18 protein-coding genes are annotated in these 19953 nt (G+C 70.4%); 7 read left to right on the top strand and 11 right to left on the bottom strand.

Annotation, left to right across the window (positions count from 1 at the left end):
- Positions 1–64 precede the first annotated feature (64 nt).
- The 3 genes from ABH926_RS45085 to ABH926_RS45095 all read right to left on the bottom strand — a co-directional run bounded on the left by ABH926_RS45085 (position 65) and on the right by ABH926_RS45095 (position 4899).
- Entirely contained in the window at positions 65–2500 is a 2436-nt protein-coding gene (locus tag ABH926_RS45085) for a choice-of-anchor D domain-containing protein (protein ID WP_370373126.1), read from the bottom strand.
- A 254-nt stretch (positions 2501–2754) separates the two neighbouring features.
- The gene (locus ABH926_RS45090) at positions 2755–3768 is read right to left on the bottom strand and encodes a LacI family DNA-binding transcriptional regulator (RefSeq protein ID WP_370373128.1); all 1014 of its coding nucleotides are present in this window, start codon (positions 3766–3768) and stop codon (positions 2755–2757) included.
- Between the two features lie 72 nt (positions 3769–3840).
- Positions 3841–4899, bottom strand: coding sequence for a LacI family DNA-binding transcriptional regulator (locus ABH926_RS45095; RefSeq protein ID WP_370373130.1), 1059 nt, complete (start codon positions 4897–4899; stop codon positions 3841–3843).
- Between the two features lie 391 nt (positions 4900–5290).
- On the opposite strand from ABH926_RS45095, the gene ABH926_RS45100 reads away from it, so the two are divergent.
- The 6 genes from ABH926_RS45100 (at position 5291) to ABH926_RS45125 (ending at position 12715) form a co-directional block, all read left to right on the top strand.
- Positions 5291–6691: an ABC transporter substrate-binding protein gene (locus tag ABH926_RS45100; RefSeq protein WP_370373132.1), complete on the top strand. Its 1401-nt coding sequence runs from the start codon at positions 5291–5293 to the stop codon at positions 6689–6691.
- A gap of 106 nt (positions 6692–6797) precedes the next feature.
- Positions 6798–7787 carry a carbohydrate ABC transporter permease gene (locus ABH926_RS45105; protein WP_370373134.1) on the top strand — a complete coding sequence of 330 codons (990 nt, stop codon included), beginning with the start codon at positions 6798–6800 and terminating at the stop codon, positions 7785–7787.
- 19 nt (positions 7788–7806) lie between these two features.
- Entirely contained in the window at positions 7807–8757 is a 951-nt protein-coding gene (locus ABH926_RS45110; protein ID WP_370373136.1) for a carbohydrate ABC transporter permease, read from the top strand.
- A 130-nt stretch (positions 8758–8887) separates the two neighbouring features.
- Positions 8888–10570 carry a glycoside hydrolase family 13 protein gene (locus tag ABH926_RS45115; protein ID WP_370373138.1) on the top strand — a complete coding sequence of 561 codons (1683 nt, stop codon included), beginning with the start codon at positions 8888–8890 and terminating at the stop codon, positions 10568–10570.
- Positions 10571–10715: 145 nt separating this feature from the next.
- Positions 10716–11552 carry a DUF1295 domain-containing protein gene (locus tag ABH926_RS45120; protein WP_370373140.1) on the top strand — a complete coding sequence of 279 codons (837 nt, stop codon included), beginning with the start codon at positions 10716–10718 and terminating at the stop codon, positions 11550–11552.
- 143 nt (positions 11553–11695) lie between these two features.
- A complete protein-coding gene (locus tag ABH926_RS45125; protein ID WP_370373142.1) occupies positions 11696–12715 on the top strand; it encodes a hypothetical protein in 1020 nt (339 codons plus the stop codon).
- 85 nt (positions 12716–12800) lie between these two features.
- On the opposite strand, the gene ABH926_RS45130 is transcribed toward ABH926_RS45125, so the two are convergent.
- The 6 genes from ABH926_RS45130 to ABH926_RS45155 all read right to left on the bottom strand — a co-directional run bounded on the left by ABH926_RS45130 (position 12801) and on the right by ABH926_RS45155 (position 17148).
- Positions 12801–13577: a hypothetical protein gene (locus tag ABH926_RS45130; protein WP_370373144.1), complete on the bottom strand. Its 777-nt coding sequence runs from the start codon at positions 13575–13577 to the stop codon at positions 12801–12803.
- 166 nt (positions 13578–13743) lie between these two features.
- On the bottom strand, positions 13744–14892 hold the full coding sequence (locus ABH926_RS45135; protein WP_370373146.1) for an RNA polymerase sigma factor: 1149 nt from the start codon (positions 14890–14892) through the stop codon (positions 13744–13746).
- The gene (locus tag ABH926_RS45140; protein WP_370373148.1) at positions 14889–15299 is read right to left on the bottom strand and encodes a YciI family protein; all 411 of its coding nucleotides are present in this window, start codon (positions 15297–15299) and stop codon (positions 14889–14891) included. The genes ABH926_RS45135 and ABH926_RS45140 overlap by 4 nt, the downstream gene beginning before the upstream one ends.
- 29 nt (positions 15300–15328) lie before the next feature.
- The gene (locus ABH926_RS45145) at positions 15329–15766 is read right to left on the bottom strand and encodes a VOC family protein (protein ID WP_370373150.1); all 438 of its coding nucleotides are present in this window, start codon (positions 15764–15766) and stop codon (positions 15329–15331) included.
- Between the two features lie 138 nt (positions 15767–15904).
- The gene (locus tag ABH926_RS45150; RefSeq protein ID WP_370373152.1) at positions 15905–16258 is read right to left on the bottom strand and encodes a DoxX family protein; all 354 of its coding nucleotides are present in this window, start codon (positions 16256–16258) and stop codon (positions 15905–15907) included.
- 56 nt (positions 16259–16314) lie between these two features.
- Positions 16315–17148, bottom strand: coding sequence for an SAM-dependent methyltransferase (locus tag ABH926_RS45155; RefSeq protein WP_370373153.1), 834 nt, complete (start codon positions 17146–17148; stop codon positions 16315–16317).
- Positions 17149–17361: 213 nt separating this feature from the next.
- On the opposite strand from ABH926_RS45155, the gene ABH926_RS45160 reads away from it, so the two are divergent.
- A complete protein-coding gene (locus tag ABH926_RS45160) occupies positions 17362–18009 on the top strand; it encodes an NAD(P)-dependent oxidoreductase (protein ID WP_370373154.1) in 648 nt (215 codons plus the stop codon).
- Here the strand turns inward: ABH926_RS45160 and ABH926_RS45165 are convergent.
- Positions 17918–19147, bottom strand: a complete 1230-nt coding sequence (locus ABH926_RS45165; RefSeq protein WP_370373156.1) for an MFS transporter — start codon at positions 19145–19147, stop codon at positions 17918–17920. The genes ABH926_RS45160 and ABH926_RS45165 overlap by 92 nt on opposite strands.
- Positions 19148–19263: 116 nt before the next feature.
- A complete protein-coding gene (locus ABH926_RS45170; RefSeq protein WP_370373158.1) occupies positions 19264–19881 on the bottom strand; it encodes a winged helix-turn-helix domain-containing protein in 618 nt (205 codons plus the stop codon).
- Positions 19882–19953: the final 72 nt, after the last annotated feature.

A 19953-nucleotide genomic window follows, 5' to 3' on the forward strand; every position in this document is an offset into this window, starting at 1 on the left:
CTGCGTCCTCGGGCTACCGCGAGTGGTCTGAGTGGGGTGGGTGTGGGGGACATGATCACTCCTTTCAGTGCGTGTACGCCTCGAATTCCGAGAGTTGGGCGGCGGGCCAGCCGGTGTTGCCGGTGATGGTCAGCGTCAGGGTGCGGACACTCCGGGCCGGGAAGGTGATCGTCACCGAGTTCCCGGCGACCGCCGGGTCGAAGACATAAGCGGCGGAGGCCACCAGCGGCACGCCGTCGGCCGAGACCGCGATGGTCTGGGTCCGCGCGCCCCAGTTCGGCGGCAGCTTCAGCACGATCCGGTCCACCGGGACGGTCTGGCCGAGGTCGACGGTCGCGGTCTGCGGGAACGTCCCGTCGGCGCTCTCGAAGTAGGTGGTGGGGTCGCCGTCGGTGAGCTTGTCCGGACCGCACCACGAGCACTGCTGCGAGCTGGAGGTCGCGGTCCGTCCCAGGGCCAGGTCACCGTTCGGGTCATAGCCGACGCCCTTGAGCCCGACGACGTAGGGACCGGCCGGCGATGTGCTGTCGATGGTGAGCAGACCGGTGAAGTTGCCGGACGTGGCCGGGTCGAACCCGACGTGGACGGTGCAGGACGCCCCGACCGCGATGGTCCCGCAGGCATGGTCGGTGGTGAAGCCGGCCGGGGCGGTGATGTTCTGCACGGTGACGGGCTTCGGCCCGGGGTTGGTGATCGTGATCGGCTGGGTCGCGACGGTGTTGAGTGCCTGGAAGCCGAAGTCGACGCCGGTCGCCTTGTCGATCATCAGGGCCCCGCTCGGTGGGAAGCCGCAGGCGGTGGTGTTCCAGCCGGCGTTCAGCCCGGACTTGGCGAGGGCGAAACCGCTGGCGCAGTCATAGGTTCCGGCGTGCGCTCCGAGACCGACCGCGACGACGTTGGAGAACGTCGCGGCGCCGGGAGCCTGGAGCTGCACGGCGAACGTCCCCGCGCCGGCGATGGCGACCCGGTCGACCGAGACGTTCGTGATGCTCTTGCCGACGAACTGGATCCCGGCGTACGAGCTGTCCAGGAGTGTGTCGTCGTGGACGGCGATGGCCCCGGTCATCGGCGAGTCGGCGGCGTCGAACCACAGCGCCGCGATCTCGGTCGGGTCGTTGGGGACCAGGTCGCCGGTGCGCAGCAGGACGTCGCCGGCGATGGTTGTCGTCCCGGACAACGGGACCGAGCCGAAGCGGTTGCCGACGTGGACGCCGCCGCCCTGGGTCACGGTGTCGGCGGCGAGGTCGTCGCTGACGGTGTTGTCGTGCCCGCCGTAGACGGCGAAACCGTTGGCCAGTTGCGGCTGGACCACCGTGTCGTGGACGAAGGCGTTGTCGTGGTCGGCGTTCTGGTCGGACCACATCGCCATTCCGTCGTCGCCGGTGTTGCGCACGAAGGTGTTCTGGACCGTGACGTGGCTGACGCCGTCGTGCAGGTTGATGCCGTCGGCGGTGGTGTCCTGGATCCGGGTGTCCGAGACGGTCAGCCCGTCGGCGGGGCCGTCGAACCACATCCCGACCTTGGTGTGCTGGATCCAGAGGTCGTCGACGCTCGAGCCGCCGCCGAGCGACCCGCCCAGACCGCTGTCGGAGACGGAGTCGTCGCGAACGGTCGTCTCGCCGAAGATGGCGAAGCCGCTGAGGTGGACGGCGGTGCTCGGGGTCGGGGCGGGCTTGCCGAAGACGCCGACGCCCGCGCCGTGCAGGACCGAGTACCAGGGCCCGGCGCCGGCGACCGTGACGGCGTCGACGGTGAGCTGGCGGGTGACGGTGAACGTGCCCGGCGGGATCCACACCGTCTTGTGCTCGGCGGCGCCGGCGTCGATGGCGTTCTGGATCGCCTGGCCGGAATCGGTGGCGCCGGTCGGGTCGGCGCCGAAGTCCAGGACGCTGAGAGAGCCGGCCGGCGCCGGGGCCGCCGGCGCGACGTCCTCGAAGTCGGCGACGTCGACGGTCGTCGGGGACGACGCCGTGATCCGCACCCGGGTTCCGGCGGGCAGGACCCGGCCCAACAGTGCGCGGGTGTCGTCGAAGTAGTGGTGCTCTCCCCCGTCGGCGGGGTTCTTGGTGAACGGGTAGTTCCCGTAGAAGTGCGAGTACTTGGCGGTCGTGGGCAGCGAGGCGAGCAGGGTTCCGGGTGCCTGGCCGCCGGCGGTGACCCGGAGCGAGGAATCGGCGCTGCCGTCGGCTATCGAGTACCGGACGTCGACCGCGTCAGCGGGCTTTGCAAGAACGAACTCGACGTACTGCCCGGCGGCCAGCTGGACCGCGCGGCGCCCGGTGGCCTCGGCCGCGAGCTGGGTGAAGGCGCGCGAGGCGGCGGTGACGGTGCCGTTCGTCGCGGCGGCGTCCACCGAGTCGTACTCGGTGAACGGAACGCGCGCACCCGCCGGAAGCGGGGGCGCGGCGCTGGATCCGGCAGACGCAGCCGGTGCGGGGGCGGTCACAGCGATCACGGAGCCGACGGCGGCTACGACGATCAAGATCGTGGTGCGGAGCATCGTGACGTACTCCTGACGCAGGCATGGGGGTACCCAGGCGTGACCCTTCGCGCTGGTGGCGGGGTTACGTCAAGGTTTCGAGGTGGTGTGGTGCAGCGAAACCGTACGGCTCGGCGACCCCGAAGTCCATAGGTCAACGCAAAAAGTCGCCAAGATCTACGGATTTCCTTGCGCTCGGACGCAGGAACTCACGCGTAGCAGCGCGAACAGGACAGCTGGGCGTGAAGCGGGGCCTGAAGCGGGGTGCGCAGCGCTCAGTGCCGGACCGGGCCGGTGGAGGCCCGGACGATCAGCTCCGGCTCGTAGAGCGTCTCCTCGCCGAGCACGGCATGGCCGCCCATCTGGGTCTTCAGGGCCTCCGCCGCGGCGGCCGCGATGGCCCGGACCGGCTGGCGGATGGTCGTCAGCGGCGGATCGGTGGCGATCATGTAGGGCGAGTCGTCGAAGCCGATGACCGACAGGTCGCCGGGAACGTTCAGCCCTAGGCGGTGCGCCGCCCGGACCGCGCCCAAGGCCAAAGCATCACTGGCGCATATCAAGGCAGTACAAATCACACCGGGCGCCAGCAGGCGGGTCGTCGCGGCCCGGCCGTCCTCGATCGAGAAACCCGTGTGGACGACCAAGTCCCGCCAGGCACCGGGTTCGACGCCGTTGCGTTCGCAGTGCGCGACATAGGCGCCGAGTTTCCGGGCCGACGGGATATGGCCGACCGGTCCGAGGACCATGCCTATCCGGGTGTGCCCCAAGGACGCGAGGTGGTCCAGCGCCTGGTCCACGGCCGCGGCGTCGTCGACACTGACCCGGCGGATGCCCTCATTGCTGTCCGCCTCGTTGATCAGCACGATCGGGATACCGCGTTCCCGCAACTCGCGGGAGTACTCCGGGCCCGCGTCGGCGTAGGAGGACCCGATGAAGATGATCCCCGCGACGTCGTGGTCCATGAGGAGCTTGATGTAGTTCGCCTCGGAGACCCCGTCCGCGGTCCGGGTGCACAGGACCGGCATCAGGCCCTGCTTCACCAGACCGGCGGAGACCGATTCCACGAACGCCGGGAAGATCGGGTTCTGCAGGTCGGGGACGACCAGCCCGACCAGGCCGGCCCGGCCCCGCCGGAACTTGGCCGGGCGCTCGTGCCCCAGCACGTCCAGCGCCGTGAGGACCCGGTCCCGGGTCTCCTGGGCGATGGACGGGTGGTCGTTCAGGACGCGGCGGACCGTGGCCAGGCTGACGCCGGCGAAGGAGGCGACGGCGGAGAGTTTGGTGGCCACGGCGGTCAGCGTACAACCGATCTACGCAAGAAATGAAGAATTCGCTGACGAGAATCGAGCAACCGCCGTGCTTCAGGCGGCGGCCTGGGCGTCCGGGCCGCGGACCGGGCCGGTCGAGCCCCGGACCACCAGCTCGGGCTCGAACAGGAGCTCCTCCACAGCGGTCCCGCCGCCCTCGACCTGGTTCAGCAGCATCGCCACCGCCGCCCGGCCCATCGCCTCGATCGGCTGGCGCACGGTGGTCAGCGGCGGGTCGGTGCAGTTCATGAAGCTGGAATCGTCGAAGCCGACGACCGAGACGTCGCGCGGGACGTCCATCCCGGAGCGGCGCACAGCCCTTATCGCGCCGAGGGCGAGCACGTCGCTGCCGCAGACCACGGCAGTGACGCCCTGCTTCAGAGCGCGGGCGGTCGCCGCGCGGCCGCCCTCCATCGAGAACTGCGCGTGCTCGACGACGACGGACAACGGCCGCGCGCCCGGACCCGACCGGCGCCCGGCGCGCTCGGCCTCGGCCAGGAAGGCCGCGATCCGGCGCCGCGACGGCATGTGGTCCTCGGGCCCGACGACCAGGCCGATGCGCTCGTGGCCGAGCGATGCCAGGTGGCCGTAGGACTGCTCGCACGCGACCTCGTCGTCGGTGGACACGCCGGGGAACCCGAGGTCCTCGACCGCCGCGTTGAACAGGATCACCGGGATTCCCCGAGACCTGAGCCGCAGGTAGTGATCGTGCGGCGCGGCCGCCTCGGCGTAGTGGCCGCCGCAGAACACGACGCCGGAGACCTGCTGGTCCAGCAGCATGTCGACGTATTCGGACTCGGACAGACCGCCGGCGGTGCGGGTGCACAGGACCGGGGTGAAGCCGCGCTGCGCCAGGGCGCCGCCGACGACTTCGGCCAGGGCCGGAAAGATCGGGTTCTGCAGCTCCGGCAGGACCAGGCCGATCAGCCGGGCCCGCTCCCCGCGCAGCTGCGTCGGACGCTCGTAGCCGAGCACGTCGAGTGCGGTCAGAACGGCTTCCCGGGTGCTCTCGGCGACGCCGGGCCTGTTGTTGAGGACCCGGCTCACGGTGGCCTCGCTGACGCCGACCTTCTTGGCGACTTCGGAGAGGCGGCGGGCTGGCGTGGGAGTCATAGCCGCAACGATACGACGATCTCCCGCAAAGTCTTGCACTCCCCTGTTCAGAATGCTGCGCGGATTTTGGCTTTCTCCCCGCCGCTCGAGCGTCGATGGCGAAGATTTTCACGGCCTGGAAACGAGCGCGGCGGAGTTCGGCGGACAACGCATCGACCTGGCGCGACCTGGAAGAATGCCATGGTTTGAGCGGATATTTCCGGGGTGGCCGTAATGAAGTCGTGTCCTTGCGAGGTTTCATCGATATCTTGCGGACCGGTTTGACGCGAGCTACGGTGAGGCCCACTCGACATCGGCAAGCCGATGATGTCGCCGCGGGGTTTCGAACCGATCACCCGAAACCGCCATCGCGCCACCCCCATCCCTCGTGTTGAAGCCAGGAAGGTGTTCGATGAAGAGTTCCACCCAGCGGCCCGCCGCCCGCACGGCGGCCGCCGTCGTCCTCATAGCCGGTCTCGGACTGTCCGCCGCGGCGTGTTCCAGCAGCAAGAGCGGCGCCAAGGACGCCGCGGCGCCGGCCGGGGGCGACGGCCCGGTCACGATCAGCGTCCCGTGCGAGCCGCCGACCAGCCAGGCCGGGCAGCGCAAGGAGTGGCTCGCCGACGTCGCGACGTTCGAGAAGGCGAACCCGAACATCACGATCAAGGGCATCGACACCTATCCCTGCGAGGACACCGCGACCTTCACGGCGCAGATGCGGGCCGGGACCGAGCCGGACGTGTTCCACACCTACTTCACCGACCTGAACCAGGTGCTCGACGCCGGGCAGGCCGCGGACATCACGTCCTACGTCAACGACACCACGGTCCCGGGCTTCAGCGACCTCGCGCCCTCCGCGCTGGCCGCCGTCACCGCAGGCAAGACCCTCTACGGTCTGCCGACCGGCATCTACACCCAGGGTCTGATCATCAACCGCAAGCTGTTCAAGCAGGCCGGACTGGACCCGGACCACCCGCCGACAACGTGGGCGGACGTGGAGAAGGACGCCAAGGCGATCACCGCGCTGGGCAACGGGATCTACGGCTACGGCGACTACAGCGCCGGCAACAACGGCGGCTGGCACTTCTCCTCCGAGGTCGACGCCAACGGCGGGCAGATGATCAACCAGGACGGGACCAAGGCGGCCTTCAACGCCCAGCCCGCGACCGAGGTGCTGCAGGCGCTGCACCAGATGCGCTTCGTCGACGACAGCATGAGCCCGACGCAGCAGCTGAAGTGGGGCGACCTGCAGAAGCAGATGGCCGCCGGGAAGCTCGGCATGTACATCGCCTCCCCGGACGACCTGTACAACGTCATCGTCCCGCAGGACGGCGGCAACGTCGACGACTACGGCGTCGGCCCGCTGCCCAGCACCAGCGGGACCCCGGCCGGCTCGCTGTCCGGCGGCGACGACGTCATGTTCAACAAGCACGACACCCCGGCGCAGATCCGGGCGGGCATCAAGTGGATCGCCTTCTCGATGCTGACCCCGGGCCAGGGCCAGTTCAACTACGCGCGCACCAAGGCCGACGGGCTCCCGGTCGGTTTCCCCGAGCCGCTGGACTGGGTCGGCGCGACCTCGGAGAAGAACGAGGCGCTGAAGGCCGCGAGCGCCACGGTGAACACCGCCTACTACAAGACCTTCGTGGACGCGCACGAGAAGGGCATGGGCGAGCCGGTCGACGCGCAGGCGGTCTACAAGACGCTGGACGCCACCATGCTGAGCGTTCTGAACGACCCGAACGCGGACATCCCGGGCCTGCTGAAGACCGCGGAGTCGCAGGTCAATACGCTGCTCGCCAACGCGGGCTAGACAAGCCGCCGCAGGGCCGGATCCGTTGACGTCCGGTCCTGCGGCACCGGTGGCGGGGCACGGCAGGCGATCAGGCGATCATGACCTTTCAGCGATGGAGCAGTTGATGGCGGAACAGATCCTCCTCAGACCGGGAAACCGGTCCTCGCGCCGGCTTCCCGCCGGCGGGCCGCAGCCGCCCGCGCGCGGGCGCCGGTTCGCGGTGAGTGTGCGCCGCAATCTGGCCGGATACGGGTTCATGGTCGGCGCTGTGCTGTGCTTCGCCTTGTTCTCCTGGTATCCGATGATCCGCGAGTTCGTCATGAGCTTCCAGGGGACGCACCGGGACCCGGTCACGCGGCTGCCCACGACGACCTGGGTGGGTTGGCGCAACTACACCCGGATCTGGCACGACCCGACGTTCGCCGCGGCGTGGAAGAACACGGTCGAGTTCAGTCTGCTCGCGCTGTTGATCGGCTTCGCGGTCCCGTTCGTCGTGGCCATCGTCCTCAACGAGCTACGGCACGCGCGCGGCTATCTGCGGGTCCTGGTCTACCTGCCGGTGATGCTGCCGCCGGCCTCCGCGCTGTTGCTGTTCCAGTACTTCTACGACCCGAACACCGGGCTGTTCGACCACCTGCTGCGCCTGATGCACCTGCCGACGTCGCAGTTCGTGCAGTCCTCCGGCAGTGCGATGGTCTCCGTGGTCATCGCGTCCACCTGGATGAACATGGGCGGCACGACGCTGATCTACCTGGCCGCGCTCCAGAACATCCCCGGCGAGCTGTACGAGGCGGCGGAGCTGGACGGCGCGGGCATCCTGGGGCGGATCCGGCACGTCACGATCCCGCAGACCCGGCTGATCCTGTCGATGATGCTGATGCTGCAGATCGTCGGCACGATGCAGCTGTTCATCGAGCCCTTCATCCTCACCAACGGCGGTGCCGGTCCCGGCAACTCGACGATCTCCGTGGTGAACCTGATCTACCAGTACGCCTTCAACCTGTCCGGATCCAGCAACTACAACAGCGCCTCGGCGCTCGGGGTGCTGCTGATGCTGGTACTGGGCGTCTTCTCCGCCCTGTACCTGTGGATCAGCCGAGACCGTGAGAACTAAGGGCAGGAGGGAGCCGACCATGACGACGCAGAACACCAGGACCCTGATCAACCGCGGCCGCGCGCGCAAGCGGTCCCCGCTGGACGACACGAGCACCCGCACCCTGGTCTCCACCGCCACGCTGAACCGCCGCTCGGGCCGGATCGCGTACTGGACCGTGGCGACCCTGGTCATCGCGGGGTTCACGATGATCTTCCTCGGACCGCTCTACTTCATGTTCACCGACGGTCTGAAGTCGACCAAGGAGTCGGTGCAGAGCCCGCCGACGCTGTATCCGCACTCGGTGCACCCCGGCAACTTCGTCGACGCCTGGAACGGGACCGGGATCGCGCGGCTTTTGGCCAACACGCTTTACTACGCGTTCGGCGCTCTGGCGTTCCAGCTCATCTTCGACGTCGCCGCCGCTTACGCGATCTCCAAGCTGCGGCCGCGGTTCGGCAACGCGGTCTTCGGCATGATGCTGGCGACGCTGATGATCCCCTCGCTGGTGCTCATCGTGCCGCAGTACCTCACGGTCGCCGACCTGCCGGTCCTGCACCTGAACCTGATCGGCTCCCCCGCCGCGATCTGGCTGCCGTCGGTGGCGAACGGCTTCAGCATCTTCCTGCTCAAGCGGTTCTTCGACTCGATCCCGGACGAGCTGATGGCCGCGGCCGCGATCGACGGCGCGGGGCGGATGCGGACGCTGTGGTCGATCGTGCTGCCGATGTCGCGGCCGATCCTCGCCGTGGTCTCGATCTTCGCGGTGACCTCGGTGTGGAAGGACTTCCTGTGGCCGAAGCTGGTCGAGGGCGGCTACAGCCCGACCCGTGAGACGTTGAACGTCGGCCTCACCTCCGCGGCGAACACGTCCCCGCAGAACATGGTGATCGCCGCTTCGGCCATCGCCGCCGTCCCGGCCGTCATCTTCTTCCTGGCCTTCCAGCGGAACATCATGTCCGGTCTGACCGCCGGCAGCCTGAAGGGGTAGCCCGCACCGGCGTCACTGCCACCGCCGCCACCACCACTTCCACCACCCGCTTCCACCACCACCTCCGTGCGTCGAGCCGCTCGGCCGGTACCCCCTTGCCTGAAACCCAGCTCCAGAAAGCAGGACCCCCATGACCCAGGTCGAAGACAAAGGTCTGCGCACCGCCGAGCCGCCGACCGCCGATGTCGCCGATGCCGCCGATGCCGCCGCCGCGTGGTGGCGCAGCGCCGCGATCTACCAGGTCTACACGCGCAGCTTCGCCGACTCCGACGGCGACGGTGTCGGCGACCTGCCGGGCGTCCGCGCCAAGCTGCCGTACCTGGCCGCCTTGGGGATCCAGGCGATCTGGTTCAACCCTTGGTATCCCTCACCGATGGCCGACGCCGGCTACGACATCGCCGACTACCGTGACATCGAGCCGGTTTTCGGCACGCTGGCCGACGCCGACGCGCTGATCGCCGAGGCCCACGCCCTGGGGATCAAGGTGATCATCGACATCGTCCCCAACCACTGCTCGGACCGGCACGCCTGGTTCCAGGCGGCGCTGGCCGCGGAGCCGGGATCACCGGAGCGGGCGCGGTTCTGGTTCCGTCCCGGACGCGGCGAGGACGGCTCTCTCCCGCCGAACGACTGGCAGTCCATCTTCGGCGGACCGGCGTGGACCCGGGTCCGCGCCGCCGACGGGACGCCCGGCGAGTGGTACCTGCACCTGTTCGCGCCCGAGCAGCCCGACTTCAACTGGACCTCGCCGGCCGTGCGCGCGGAGTTCGAGGACGTCCTGCGGTTCTGGTTCGACCGCGGCGCGGACGGCATCCGCATCGACTCCGCCGCCCTGCTGACCAAGGATCCCGAGCTTCCCGACCTGGCCTCCGATCCCCGTCCGCACCCGTATGAGGACCGTGACGACGTCCACGAGATCTACCGCGCCTGGCGCCGGGTCGCGGAGTCCTACGGCGGCGACCGCGCGCTGATCGGCGAGCTGTGGATCCCGGACCCGGAGCGCTTCACGCACTACTTCCACGACGACGAGCTGCACAGCGCCTTCAACTTCCCCTACCTGTGCAGTGCCTGGGACGCCGCCGAGCTGCGCTCCGTCATCGACGCGACGATCCGGATCCACGCGCCGGTCGACGCACCGCCGACCTGGGTGCTGTCGAACCACGACGTCGACCGGCACGTCACCCGCTACGGCCGCGCCGACACCTCCTTCGGCATGGACCGCCGCGAGCACGGACGCCCGGTGGACGTCGAGCTCGGGACCCGGCGCGCCCGGGCGGCGGCGATGCTGACGTTCGCGCTGCCCGGCGCGGTGTACGTCTACCAGGGCGACGAGCTGGGCCTGTGGGAGGTCGAGGGCATCCCGTCCGAGCTGCGCCAGGACCCGATCTGGCAGCGCACCGGCGGCACCGACCCGGGGCGCGACGGCTGCCGCGTGCCGCTGCCGTGGTCCGGCCAGGCCGCGCCGTTCGGCTTCTCGCCGGCCGGCGCGCCGGCGCGGCCCTGGCTGCCGCAGCCGGCGGGCTGGTCCGGGCTGACCGTCGAGACGCAGACCGGCGACCCCCGCTCGATGCTCGAGCTGTACCGGGCGGCGCTGCGGATCCGCCGCGAGGAGACCGGCCTCGCGGACGGGCCGATGCGCTGGATGCCGAGCGCCGAGGCCGTGCTCGACTTCGTCAGGGGCGACTCCTTGCGCTGCGTGGTGAACCTCTCGGCGGCGGCGGTCGGGCTGCCGCAGCACCGGGAGATCGTGCTGCAGAGCGCGGATCTGGTCGAGGGGATGCTGCCGCCGGACGCGGCCGTGTGGCTGCGGTGAAGCGAGGGCCGGTCGGGCCCGCCACAGGCAGAGCCGTTTTAGGAACGAGGGATTCGGCTCAGTGGTTCAGACCACTGCGACGTGCCGCACAACCAGCCTGGTCCGGCCCTGGTCCGGCCCTGGCGCAGCGGCCTACAGTCAAGGAATGGACGCGCTCACTGTCTGCTTGTCCGTATACGCGGCGGTCTGCTTGGCGACGTGGCTCATGTCGGTGCTCACGCGCGAGTACTCGTGGGTCGACCGGATCTGGTCCATCGTGCCCATCGCCTACACCGGGATCTTCGCCGGAGCGGCGGGCTTCCATGACGCGCGCCTGAACGTCATGTGCGCCCTCGTCACGCTGTGGGGCGTGCGACTCACCTTCAACTTCGCCCGCAAAGGCGGCTACGCACCAGGCGGTGAAGACTACCGCTGGGCTGTGCTCCGGGGCCGGATGGCACCTTGGCAGTTCCAGCTCTTCAACATCTTCTTCATCGTGCTGTATCAGAACGCGATCCTGCTGCTGATCGCCCTGCCCTGCAGGACCGCTCTGGAGCACCGTACGTCGTTCACCATCGCCGACGGCGTCCTCACCGCGTTGTTCGCCGGTTTCCTCGTCGGCGAGACGCTGGCGGACCAGCAGCAGTGGCGCTTCCAGCAGGCCAAGCGCGCCGATCTCGACGCCGGTCACGAGCCCGCGGCGCGCTTCGTCACCACCGGCCTGTTCCGGTTCTCACGACACCCCAACTTCTTCTTCGAGCAAGCGCAGTGGTGGGTCGTCGCAGGCTTCGGCGTCGCCGCGGCACGCGCGGTGCCGTGGACGGTACTCGGCGCCCTTCTGCTGACCGCGCTGTTCGTGGGCTCGACCCGCTTCACTGAGAGCATCAGCGTCTCGCGGTACCCGGAGTACACCAAGTATCAGCTGCGGACGTCCGCAGTCGTACCGTGGCGGCCTCGCAGCCTTCGAAGCGATTCGGAGGCTGCGCCGCGCCCTTTGGCTTAGGGCTTAAAGGCCGGGCCGGCTGGCTGCCGGACCGTGAAAGTTACGGTGAACCCCTGCATCCGCCGACACCGGCGCGAACTGCTGTTACCTTGACTGCCAATCTGACTCCGCCGGGGCGTCTCGTCGCGAGAATGGGCACGTCAATGCGCTTCAATGTCCCGCCCGGCTGGCCCGCTCCCCCGGACGGCTGGGTGCCCGATCCCGGCTGGCAGCCGGACCCCGCCTGGCCGCCGGCTCCTCCCGGGTGGCGGTTCTGGGTGGACGGCCCGACGCCGACGCCGTCGCCCCCTCCCGCAGCCTCGACTTCGGCCTCGGCCCTGGGCTCGAGGCTGGACGAGCAGTTGCTGAAGGTCGCCCAGTGGACCCGCCAGCGGGCCGGCAAGCACGAAGAATTTCCGGCCGTGGCGCTCTCCGGCCCCGATCCGGCCGCCAAGTGGTTCAGCCTGGCGAGCAGCGTCGCGAAGTTCGGTCCGGTCCACTCGGCGCTGAACACCGCCCTCGCCTCGGCCGTACCCGGCGGCGACCAGGTCCTGGACCTGGTCAAGTCGCTCTACGCCATCGAGGACGAGCAGTCGCGGGTCCTGCACAGCATCGACACGAACGTCAAACTCCTGAAAGAGGGCCCCTACCGCGCCGGCCGCCTGCTCCTGAGCGAAGCCCACCGCCTCGCCGACCACGACGAGGAGAGCCGCCGCCTCCTGGAGACCGCCAAGGACCGCTTCTACGACGCCCAGCCCCTCGCCTCCTCGGTCCAGGAACGAACCATGGTCGAGCTGCACCTGGCGCTCGTCTGGCTCGCCCTCGGCCGCCCCGACGACGCCCGCTACTGGCTGGAGCAGGCCTACCAGTCGGCGCGCGTGGTCATCGACTCGCTGACCCGGCAGGCCGGTGACGTCAAGGTCCTGAAATCCAAGTGGGCGGCGACTGCCCTGAGCATCTACTACCCCGCCGGCCTGTTCGTGGTCCCCCTCAAGCTGAAACGCCTCTGGAACGCCGACCGCGCCAACGGCGCCCTGACCGCGTTCCTGCCGGTGGCGAACTCCATCGCCGCCTGCCTGAACAGCCTGAACCCGCGCCCGGTCGTCCCCGGACTCCGACTCACGACGAACTACGACGGCAGCCGGCTGCTGCGGGAGGTCGGGATGGAGGAGACCGCGCCCTGATGAACCTTCCCCGGCAAGTGAGCCGGGGTGCGGCGCCGCCCGCATCGGCGGCGCCGCACCCACATCAGATCAATCCGGTGTGCTGTCAGGGAATGTTGTTGTTCAGGCTGGTGAAGTTCCACCAGCCCTGTCGGCCCACCGTGAAGGAGACCTTGTCCCCGTCGCCGTCGATCATGCCCACGTACTGATTGCCCCTGACCAGCGGGCTGGGGTTGATCGGGCCGTGCGGGTCGACGGTGCCCTCGATGACCATGGAGGGCACGGTGTGCAGCGTCGCCGGGGCGATCGGCTGCGAGGCGGAGATGTCGACGACCTCGTCGAAGTTCTTCGGTCGGGCCAGGTAGTGCGCGATGTGGATCTCGTCGCCCGCGCCGAAGACCAGGTAGGTGAGTTTCTCCGGATAGGGCACGTCGCTGAGCTTGCGGAAGCTGAACACCTGCCCCGCGCCCTCGCCGCGGCAGCGGACGTCGACCGTCGCGGTCGAGCCCTCGATCGGGATCTGCTGGAACTCGCGTTTGTCCCCGGTGGGGTTGACCACGACCCGTTCGAGGATGACCGGGAACGTCTTGCCGGTCTTGAGCTCGGGCAGTTCGAAGTGCGTCGGACAACTGAGCGCGTAGAACACCCGCTCGCCGACATGCTGCTCCAGGTCGGCCAGGTACGCCGCGCGCAGCTGGCCCTGGTCCTCGATGTCGAGCTCGATGACCGCCTGGTAGTTGTGCCCGCTGTTCGGGTCGTACAGGGCCAGGTGGTAGAAGAACAGCTTCTTGCGGCCCAGGATCAGGAACCGGTGGTGGAACTGGGGGTGGCCCTCGTGCTCATCTTCGTGCTCGTGCTCATACGGGGCGGATGCGGTAGTCATGATCGGTTACTTCCTTCCGAGTGGTCCGGATGGAGAGAATTCCCGGGGACCAACCTAGGATGATCATGAGAGGTAAGGGTGCCCTTATAGCCACTTCAGGTGACGGGCCGGGGCCCGGTTCAGCAGCCAGCGCCATGAAATTCCGCACCAGCAAGGATTTCCGCGTTCATGCTCGTTCGCGCTGCCGCACCCGCGCCGCCTCCCGGGTGAGGTATTCGACCTCTTGCACGCTGGTCGCGGCGCGCGCCGCCTCAGCGTACAGCTCGGCGGCGAGCGCGCGGTCGCCGGCGCGTTCGTGCAGGTACGCGGCCACCGCGGCGCGGCGGGGGACGTCGGCGCCGACCTCGGCCAGGGCCGCCAGTCCGGCCTGCGCGCCGTCGGCCTCGCCGACCGCGACGGCGCGGTTGAGCCGCACCACCGGGCTGCCGGTGAGGGCCAGCAGTTCGTCGTACCACTCCACGATCTGCGGCCAGTCGGTCTCCTCGGCCTTCTGGGCGTCCGCGTGCAGCGCCGCGATCGCCGCCTGCGCCTGGTACTCGCCGAGGCGGTCGCGGGCCAGGGCGGTCTGCAGGATCGTGACGCCCTCGGCGATCAGCGCGGTGTCCCAGCGGGAGCGGTCCTGCTCGGCCAGCGGCACCAGGCGGCCGCCGGGGCCGGTGCGCGAGGCGCGGCGGGCGTGGTGCAGCAGCATCAGGGCCAGCAGGCCGGCGACTTCGGGGTCGTCGGCGGTGAGGGCGACCAGCTGGCGGGTCAGGCGGATGGCCTCGGCGGCCAGGTCGAGGTCGCCGCCGTAGCCCTCGTTGAAGACCAGGTAGAGCACGCGCAGGACGGTGGCCAGGTCGCCGTGCTCGTCCAGCGGCAGCCCTTCGATGCGGCGCTTGGCGCGCACGATGCGCTGCGCCATGGTCGCCTCGGGCACCAGGCAGGCCTGGGCGATCTGGCGGGTGGTCAGGCCGCCGACGGCGCGCAGGGTCAGGGCGACGGCGGCGGCCGAGGGCAGCGAGGGGTGCGCGCACAGGAAGTACAGGCGCAGGGTGTCATCGCCGGCCGGGGCCGGGCCCGGCGGCGGCTCGGCGTCCACGGCCAGCTCGCGGCGCTGGCGCGAGGCCTCGGCGCGGGCGGCGTCGACGAACTTGTGCCAGGCCGCCGTGACCAGCCAGCCCTTCGGGTCCCGCGGCGGGTCGTCCGGCCAGGTCTGCAACGCGCGGATCAGCGCCTCCTGGACGGCGTCCTCGGCCGAGGCGAAGTCCGCCCCGCGCCGGACGAGGACGCCGATCACCGCGGGAACCAGGTCGCGCACCAGCGCCTCGTTCACCCGGCGGCCTTCGGGGCCTCGGCGCCGAGGAAGGGCCGGACCTCGAGCCACTCCAGCAGCGGCTCGCCGCCGGGGCCCGGCACCGCGGACAGCTCGCCGGCGATCTGGACCGCGCGGTCCCAGGAGTCGACGTCGACGATGTACCAGCCGGCGATCAGGTCCTTGGTCTCGGCGAACGGGCCGTCGGTCACCGGCGGGCGGCCCTGGCCGCCGCTCCGGACGAACGCGCCCTCGGCGGACAGCGCCTGCATGTCGACGAACTCGCCGCTCTCCTGCAGCCGGGAGGCGAAGTCGCGCATGAACTGGACGTGCGCGTCGACCTCCTCGGGCGTCCACTGGTCCATCGGCGGGAAGTCGACGGCCGGGGCCGGGCCGCCGCGGTAGTGCTTCAGGAGCAGGTACTTCATGGTGGTTCTCCCTCGTTCGGTGCGGTGGTTCAGCTGCCGTGCTTCGGGCTGATGTCCTCGGCGAGTTCGACGATGATCCCCTCGGGCCCGCGCAGGAAGCACAGCAGGTAGACGTCCTCGAAGTTCTCGACCGTCCCGACCGTGTCGTAGCCCTTGGCGCGCAGCTCGGCGAGCAGGGCCGTCAGGCCTTCGATCTCGAAGGCGATGTGGATCAGGCCCAGCCGGTTCGACGCCGGCGCGTGCGGGCCGTTCTCGTCGGGCGCGGCGAGGTGCCTGACCAGCTCGATCTGGCTGTGGCGGTCAGGCGTGCGCAGGAAGACCACGTCGGACATCGGGTCGGTCAGCCCGATGATCCGGCCCACCTGGGCGCCGCCGACCTTCGCCTCGCCGGCCACCTCCATGCCCAGCATGAGGAAGAACTCCTTCGCGGCATCCATGTCCTCGACGTTGATGCTCACGTGATCCATGCGCCGGATCTTCGCCATCGTGCTTCTCCCTGTCGTTCCGCGCGGCCCGCGTCGGCCGCTCGCACCCCTGGGACGGAGCCGGTCCGGCGTTCTCGACACCCGTTCTCGACACAGGTTCTCGACACCCGACCGGACCCACTATCGTCCGACGGCGATCACCGCCGCCAGCACAGTCAGCACGACGGTGACCCCGACGCCGAGCGCTTCGCGGCGCCGCGCGTGCACGACCGCCGCCAGCAGCATCAGGACCGCCAGGCCGGCGGCGGCGGTCGGCGTCAGCACCGTGGCGACGCCGACGGCGGCCGGCAGGACGATCCCGATGGCGCCGGCCAGTTCGGCGGCGCCGATGAAGCGGATGGTCGCCGGCGCGTAGTCCTGAAGCGCCGGGGCCTTTTCCAGGACCTTCTCTTTCGGCTGGAACGCCTTGCCCAGGCCGGACAGCGCGAAGAAGGCGGCGAGGACCGCCTGCAGGATCCACAAGAAGATGTTCATGTCTCCCGGGACGAGACAGCCCGCCCGGGAGTGACACGCGTGCGACGCGCTCGCGGTCAGCGCTTGAAGGCGACCCCGCCGTCGAGCCAGATCGTCTCCCAGTCCTCGCGCACCGGGCCGTCCGGACGCCACAGCGGCAGCTGCACCACGCCGGGCTCGACGAGCTCGAAGTCGCCGAACAGCGCCGCTATCTCCTCGTGGTCGCGCACCACGACCCGGGACTTGGCGTTGTCCCAGCCCTTGCGCGCGGCCGCGGAGACCTCGGGCTGGCCGCCGTCGGTGCCGTGCGAGATCACCAGGGCGCTGCCGGGGGGCAGGGCGTCGCGGAAGGCCGCGACGATGCCGGCGGCGTCCTCGTCGTGCCCGACGAAGTGCAGCAGCGCGACCATCAGGACCGCGACCGGCTGGTCGAAGTCGAGCAGTTCCAGGACCCGCGGGTGCTCCAGGATCGTCTTGGGCTCGCGCACGTCGGCCAGCACCACCGCGGTGCGGCTCTCGTCGCCGGCGAGCAGGGCGCGGGAGTGGACGGCGACGATCGGGTCGTAGTCGACGTAGGCGACCCGCGCCTCGGGCCGGATCGCGCGGGCCACCTCGCCGGTGTTGCCCTCGCCGGGCAGGCCGGTGCCGATGTCCAGGTACTGCGTGATGCCCGCCTCGGCGAGGTGGCGGACGGCGCGGCCGAGGAAGGCCCGGTTCTCCAGCACCATGGCGCGCGCCGCGGGGGCGGCGGCCATCGCCACCTCGGCGGCCTCGCGGTCCACCTCGAAGTGGTTCTTGCCGCCGAGCATGTAGTCGTACATGCGCGCCGGGTGCGGCTTGGTCTGGTCGATCTCCGGCGGCAGCCAGTCCGGCAGCAGCGGACCGGTGTCGGGGCCCAGTTCCTCGGTCATGCGGTGTGGCCCTCCCAGGTCGGTGGCGGCGGGGGTGGTGCCGGCGGAGTCCGTGCCGCGTCAGGTTATCGGATCGTCATCGTGGGCTGATACACCCGCTCCGGCGGCCTGCCGCACCCGCGGCGGACTCCGAGGTGGCAGCCCCGCCGGGGGCGATGTCCAATGGGCCGGACAGGGCGTTTCGAGGGAAACACAGGTTCGAGGAGGAGTGCGGTGGACATCGTCGTGTTCGGCGCGACCGGCATGGTCGGCTCGCGCATCGCCGCGGAGGCGGTATCCCGGGGCCACACCGTGACCGCGGTGTCGCGGTCGGGGCGGGCCCCGGAGGGCGCCGGCGGCGCCGTCACGTCGGCGGCGGGCGACGCCACCGACCCCGACCAGGTCGCCGAGCTGGTCAAGGGCGCCGGCGCGGTGGCCTCGGCGCTGGTCGGGCCGCGCGACGGCACCGACCCGCGCGGGCCGCTCGTCCAGCTCTACCAGAACTTCCTGTCCGGCGTCCGCGCCGGCGGAGCGCCGCGCACGGTGATCGCCGGCGGTGCGGGCAGCCTGCTGGTGGCGCCGGGCACCAGGCTGTGCGACCTGCCCGACTTCCCGGAGATGTACAAGCCCGAGGCCCTGGCCCACGCCGACCTGCTGGACACCCTGCGCGCCGATCCCACCCTGCCGATCTGGACCTACATCTCCCCCGCGCCCGAGCTCGCCCCCGGCGAGCGCACCGGCGCCTTCCGGCTCGGCGTCGGCGACGAGATCCTGCCGCACGCGAGCAGCATCAGCGCCGAGGACTACGCGGTGGCGTTCGTGGACGAGTTGGAGTCGGGGGCGCATCCCCGGCAGCGGCTGTCGGTCGCCCAGACGGCGTAGGGCGGGAACTCAGGACCGCGGCCGCCCCGCACACCACGGCGCACAGGGCGAAGAACGCCCCGGTTCCCCACGCCTCGGCCACGACACCGACCAGCGGGAACAGCAGAGGGCTCAGACCCAGCGTGCACAGGGTCGTCACCGAGGTGACCCGGCCGAGGAAGCGCGGGGCGGCTGCGGCTTGCAGCCGCGCGTTCGCGAGCACTGCCGTCACGCCGGTGGTGGCACCGAGCACCACTGCGACCGCCACCGCCCCAAGCCGGCCGAGCGCGCCCCACAGGAGCAGCAGCGTCGCGGTCAGCGCGAGCGATCCGGCCAGGGCCAGACGTATTCGGCCTGCCAGCCCGGCTACGGTCGCCATGACGCCGGCGGCGATCGCGCCGCCGACGCTGAACGCCCCGAGGATCCAGCCCGCGGTGGTGCTGCCCCAGCCGCGTTCGGCGACCAGCAGGACCACGGCGACGGCGATCGGCCCGCTGAAGCACAGTTCGCTGAGCCCGACGACGATCACCAGGCGGCGTAGTTCAGCGTGCTGGCGAACGTATCGCAGTCCTTCGCCGAATTGCGCCCACGCGCCGCGATCGCCGTCCGAAGCCGTGGCCGCGCGCGGTATCCGCAGCGTCACCAGGCCCAGCAACGACGCCCCGAACAGCGCCGCGGCCACCCCGAAGGCGGCAGCAGCGCCGCCGACCCCGAGCATGACGCCCGCCACCACCGGCCCGGCCAGGTTGGCGGCCCGCACAGCCAGGACCCGCATCCCCTGCACCCGCGCCAGCTGATCGGCCGCGACCAGCACCGGCGGCAGCGCCCCGACAGCCGGCATGAACAGCGCGTCGACGGTCCCGAAGCCGGCGGCGAGCGCCGCCAGGACCCCCAGACGGACCCTGCCGAGGACCGCAAGCGCCGCACCCAGCACCAGGACGCAGCGCACGAGATCGCTGCCGATCAGCACGCGCCAGGGCCCGAACCGGTCGGCAACCACCCCGCCGCCGAGCATCAGCAGCGCTCGCGGCACGGCCCCCACGGCGAGCACGCCGCCGGCGGCCGCCGGTCCGGAGGCGCGCGAGGCCGTCCACGACAGGGTGACGAAGTAGACGGAGTCGCCGCTGACCGAGCACGTGTAGGCCATGGCCCAGCGCACAGCGCCGCTGTTCCTCGACCTCGACCTCGACCTCGACCTCGACCTCGACCGAGCACGTGTACGTGTACGTGTACGTGTACGTGTACGGCGTGGACCAGCCGGCACACCCCCGCTGCTCATCGTTCGGGCGGCGGCAGGGCGTGCAGGTGCAGGGACACCGGCTGCGCACCGGGTTGTTCGGGCAGGTCGCGGTAGCGGTCGATGACCGAGACGAGGTCCCGTTTGAGCTCGGTGAGCTGGTCCGGGGTCAGGCGCAGGGAGCGCTCGCTGGTCATGGTGACGTTCAGCCAGTCCCGGCTCAGGCGCGGCACCTCGGCCGCGTACCGTCGCAGGGCGTCGCCGTAGGCGAGAAGCGTCGAGTAGAGGTAGGCGCGGCTGTCCTCGTGCCCTTCATCGCTCTCGCGCGTGGCAGGGTCGTGATAGAGCGCCGGCCGCGTGACCCGCCACCACCGGTCACGGCGTGTGCCCCGCTCGACGTCCTCCTCGATCAAAGCGCCGGCGGCCAGTTTGCGCAGGTGGTAGCTGACCGCGCCGGAGTCGAGCTCGAAGTGCGCGGCGAGCCGTCGGCCGGTGGCCGGGCCGTGGTCGCGCAGGTAGTGCAGGAAGCTCAGACGCATCGGGTGCGCCAGGACGCGCAGCGCCGCGGTGTCCAGGACGATGTCGCGCTCCGGATGCGGCGCCAGGGGGTCAGTGGGTTCGGTGGGTTCGGTGGGTTCGGTGGGTTCGCCTGCCATGCGCTGCACGATAGAAGTCGAACACTTCTTTGCGAACCCTCGTTCGCGAAGAAGTGTTCGCCTTTTGTCTCG

The sequence above is a fragment of the Catenulispora sp. GP43 genome (assembly GCF_041260665.1).
In the GTDB taxonomy this organism is placed as follows: domain Bacteria; phylum Actinomycetota; class Actinomycetes; order Streptomycetales; family Catenulisporaceae; genus Catenulispora.

Excerpts from the sequence above, each read along its gene's own strand:
- ABH926_RS45100 (WP_370373132.1), top strand. The coding sequence starts at position 5,291 with ATGAAGAGTTCCACCCAGCGGCCCGCCGCCCGCACGGCGGCCGCCGTC.
- ABH926_RS45110 (WP_370373136.1), top strand. The coding sequence starts at position 7,807 with ATGACGACGCAGAACACCAGGACCCTGATCAACCGCGGCCGCGCGCGC.
- ABH926_RS45170 (WP_370373158.1), bottom strand. The coding sequence starts at position 19,881 with ATGGCAGGCGAACCCACCGAACCCACCGAACCCACCGAACCCACTGAC.
- ABH926_RS45115 (WP_370373138.1), top strand. The coding sequence starts at position 8,888 with ATGACCCAGGTCGAAGACAAAGGTCTGCGCACCGCCGAGCCGCCGACC.
- ABH926_RS45105 (WP_370373134.1), top strand. The coding sequence starts at position 6,798 with ATGGCGGAACAGATCCTCCTCAGACCGGGAAACCGGTCCTCGCGCCGG.
- ABH926_RS45120 (WP_370373140.1), top strand. The coding sequence starts at position 10,716 with ATGGACGCGCTCACTGTCTGCTTGTCCGTATACGCGGCGGTCTGCTTG.
- ABH926_RS45140 (WP_370373148.1), bottom strand. The coding sequence starts at position 15,299 with ATGAAGTACCTGCTCCTGAAGCACTACCGCGGCGGCCCGGCCCCGGCC.
- ABH926_RS45145 (WP_370373150.1), bottom strand. The coding sequence starts at position 15,766 with ATGGATCACGTGAGCATCAACGTCGAGGACATGGATGCCGCGAAGGAG.
- ABH926_RS45155 (WP_370373153.1), bottom strand. The coding sequence starts at position 17,148 with ATGACCGAGGAACTGGGCCCCGACACCGGTCCGCTGCTGCCGGACTGG.
- ABH926_RS45085 (WP_370373126.1), bottom strand. The coding sequence starts at position 2,500 with ATGCTCCGCACCACGATCTTGATCGTCGTAGCCGCCGTCGGCTCCGTG.
- ABH926_RS45095 (WP_370373130.1), bottom strand. The coding sequence starts at position 4,899 with ATGACTCCCACGCCAGCCCGCCGCCTCTCCGAAGTCGCCAAGAAGGTC.
- ABH926_RS45125 (WP_370373142.1), top strand. The coding sequence starts at position 11,696 with ATGCGCTTCAATGTCCCGCCCGGCTGGCCCGCTCCCCCGGACGGCTGG.
- ABH926_RS45130 (WP_370373144.1), bottom strand. The coding sequence starts at position 13,577 with ATGACTACCGCATCCGCCCCGTATGAGCACGAGCACGAAGATGAGCAC.
- ABH926_RS45150 (WP_370373152.1), bottom strand. The coding sequence starts at position 16,258 with ATGAACATCTTCTTGTGGATCCTGCAGGCGGTCCTCGCCGCCTTCTTC.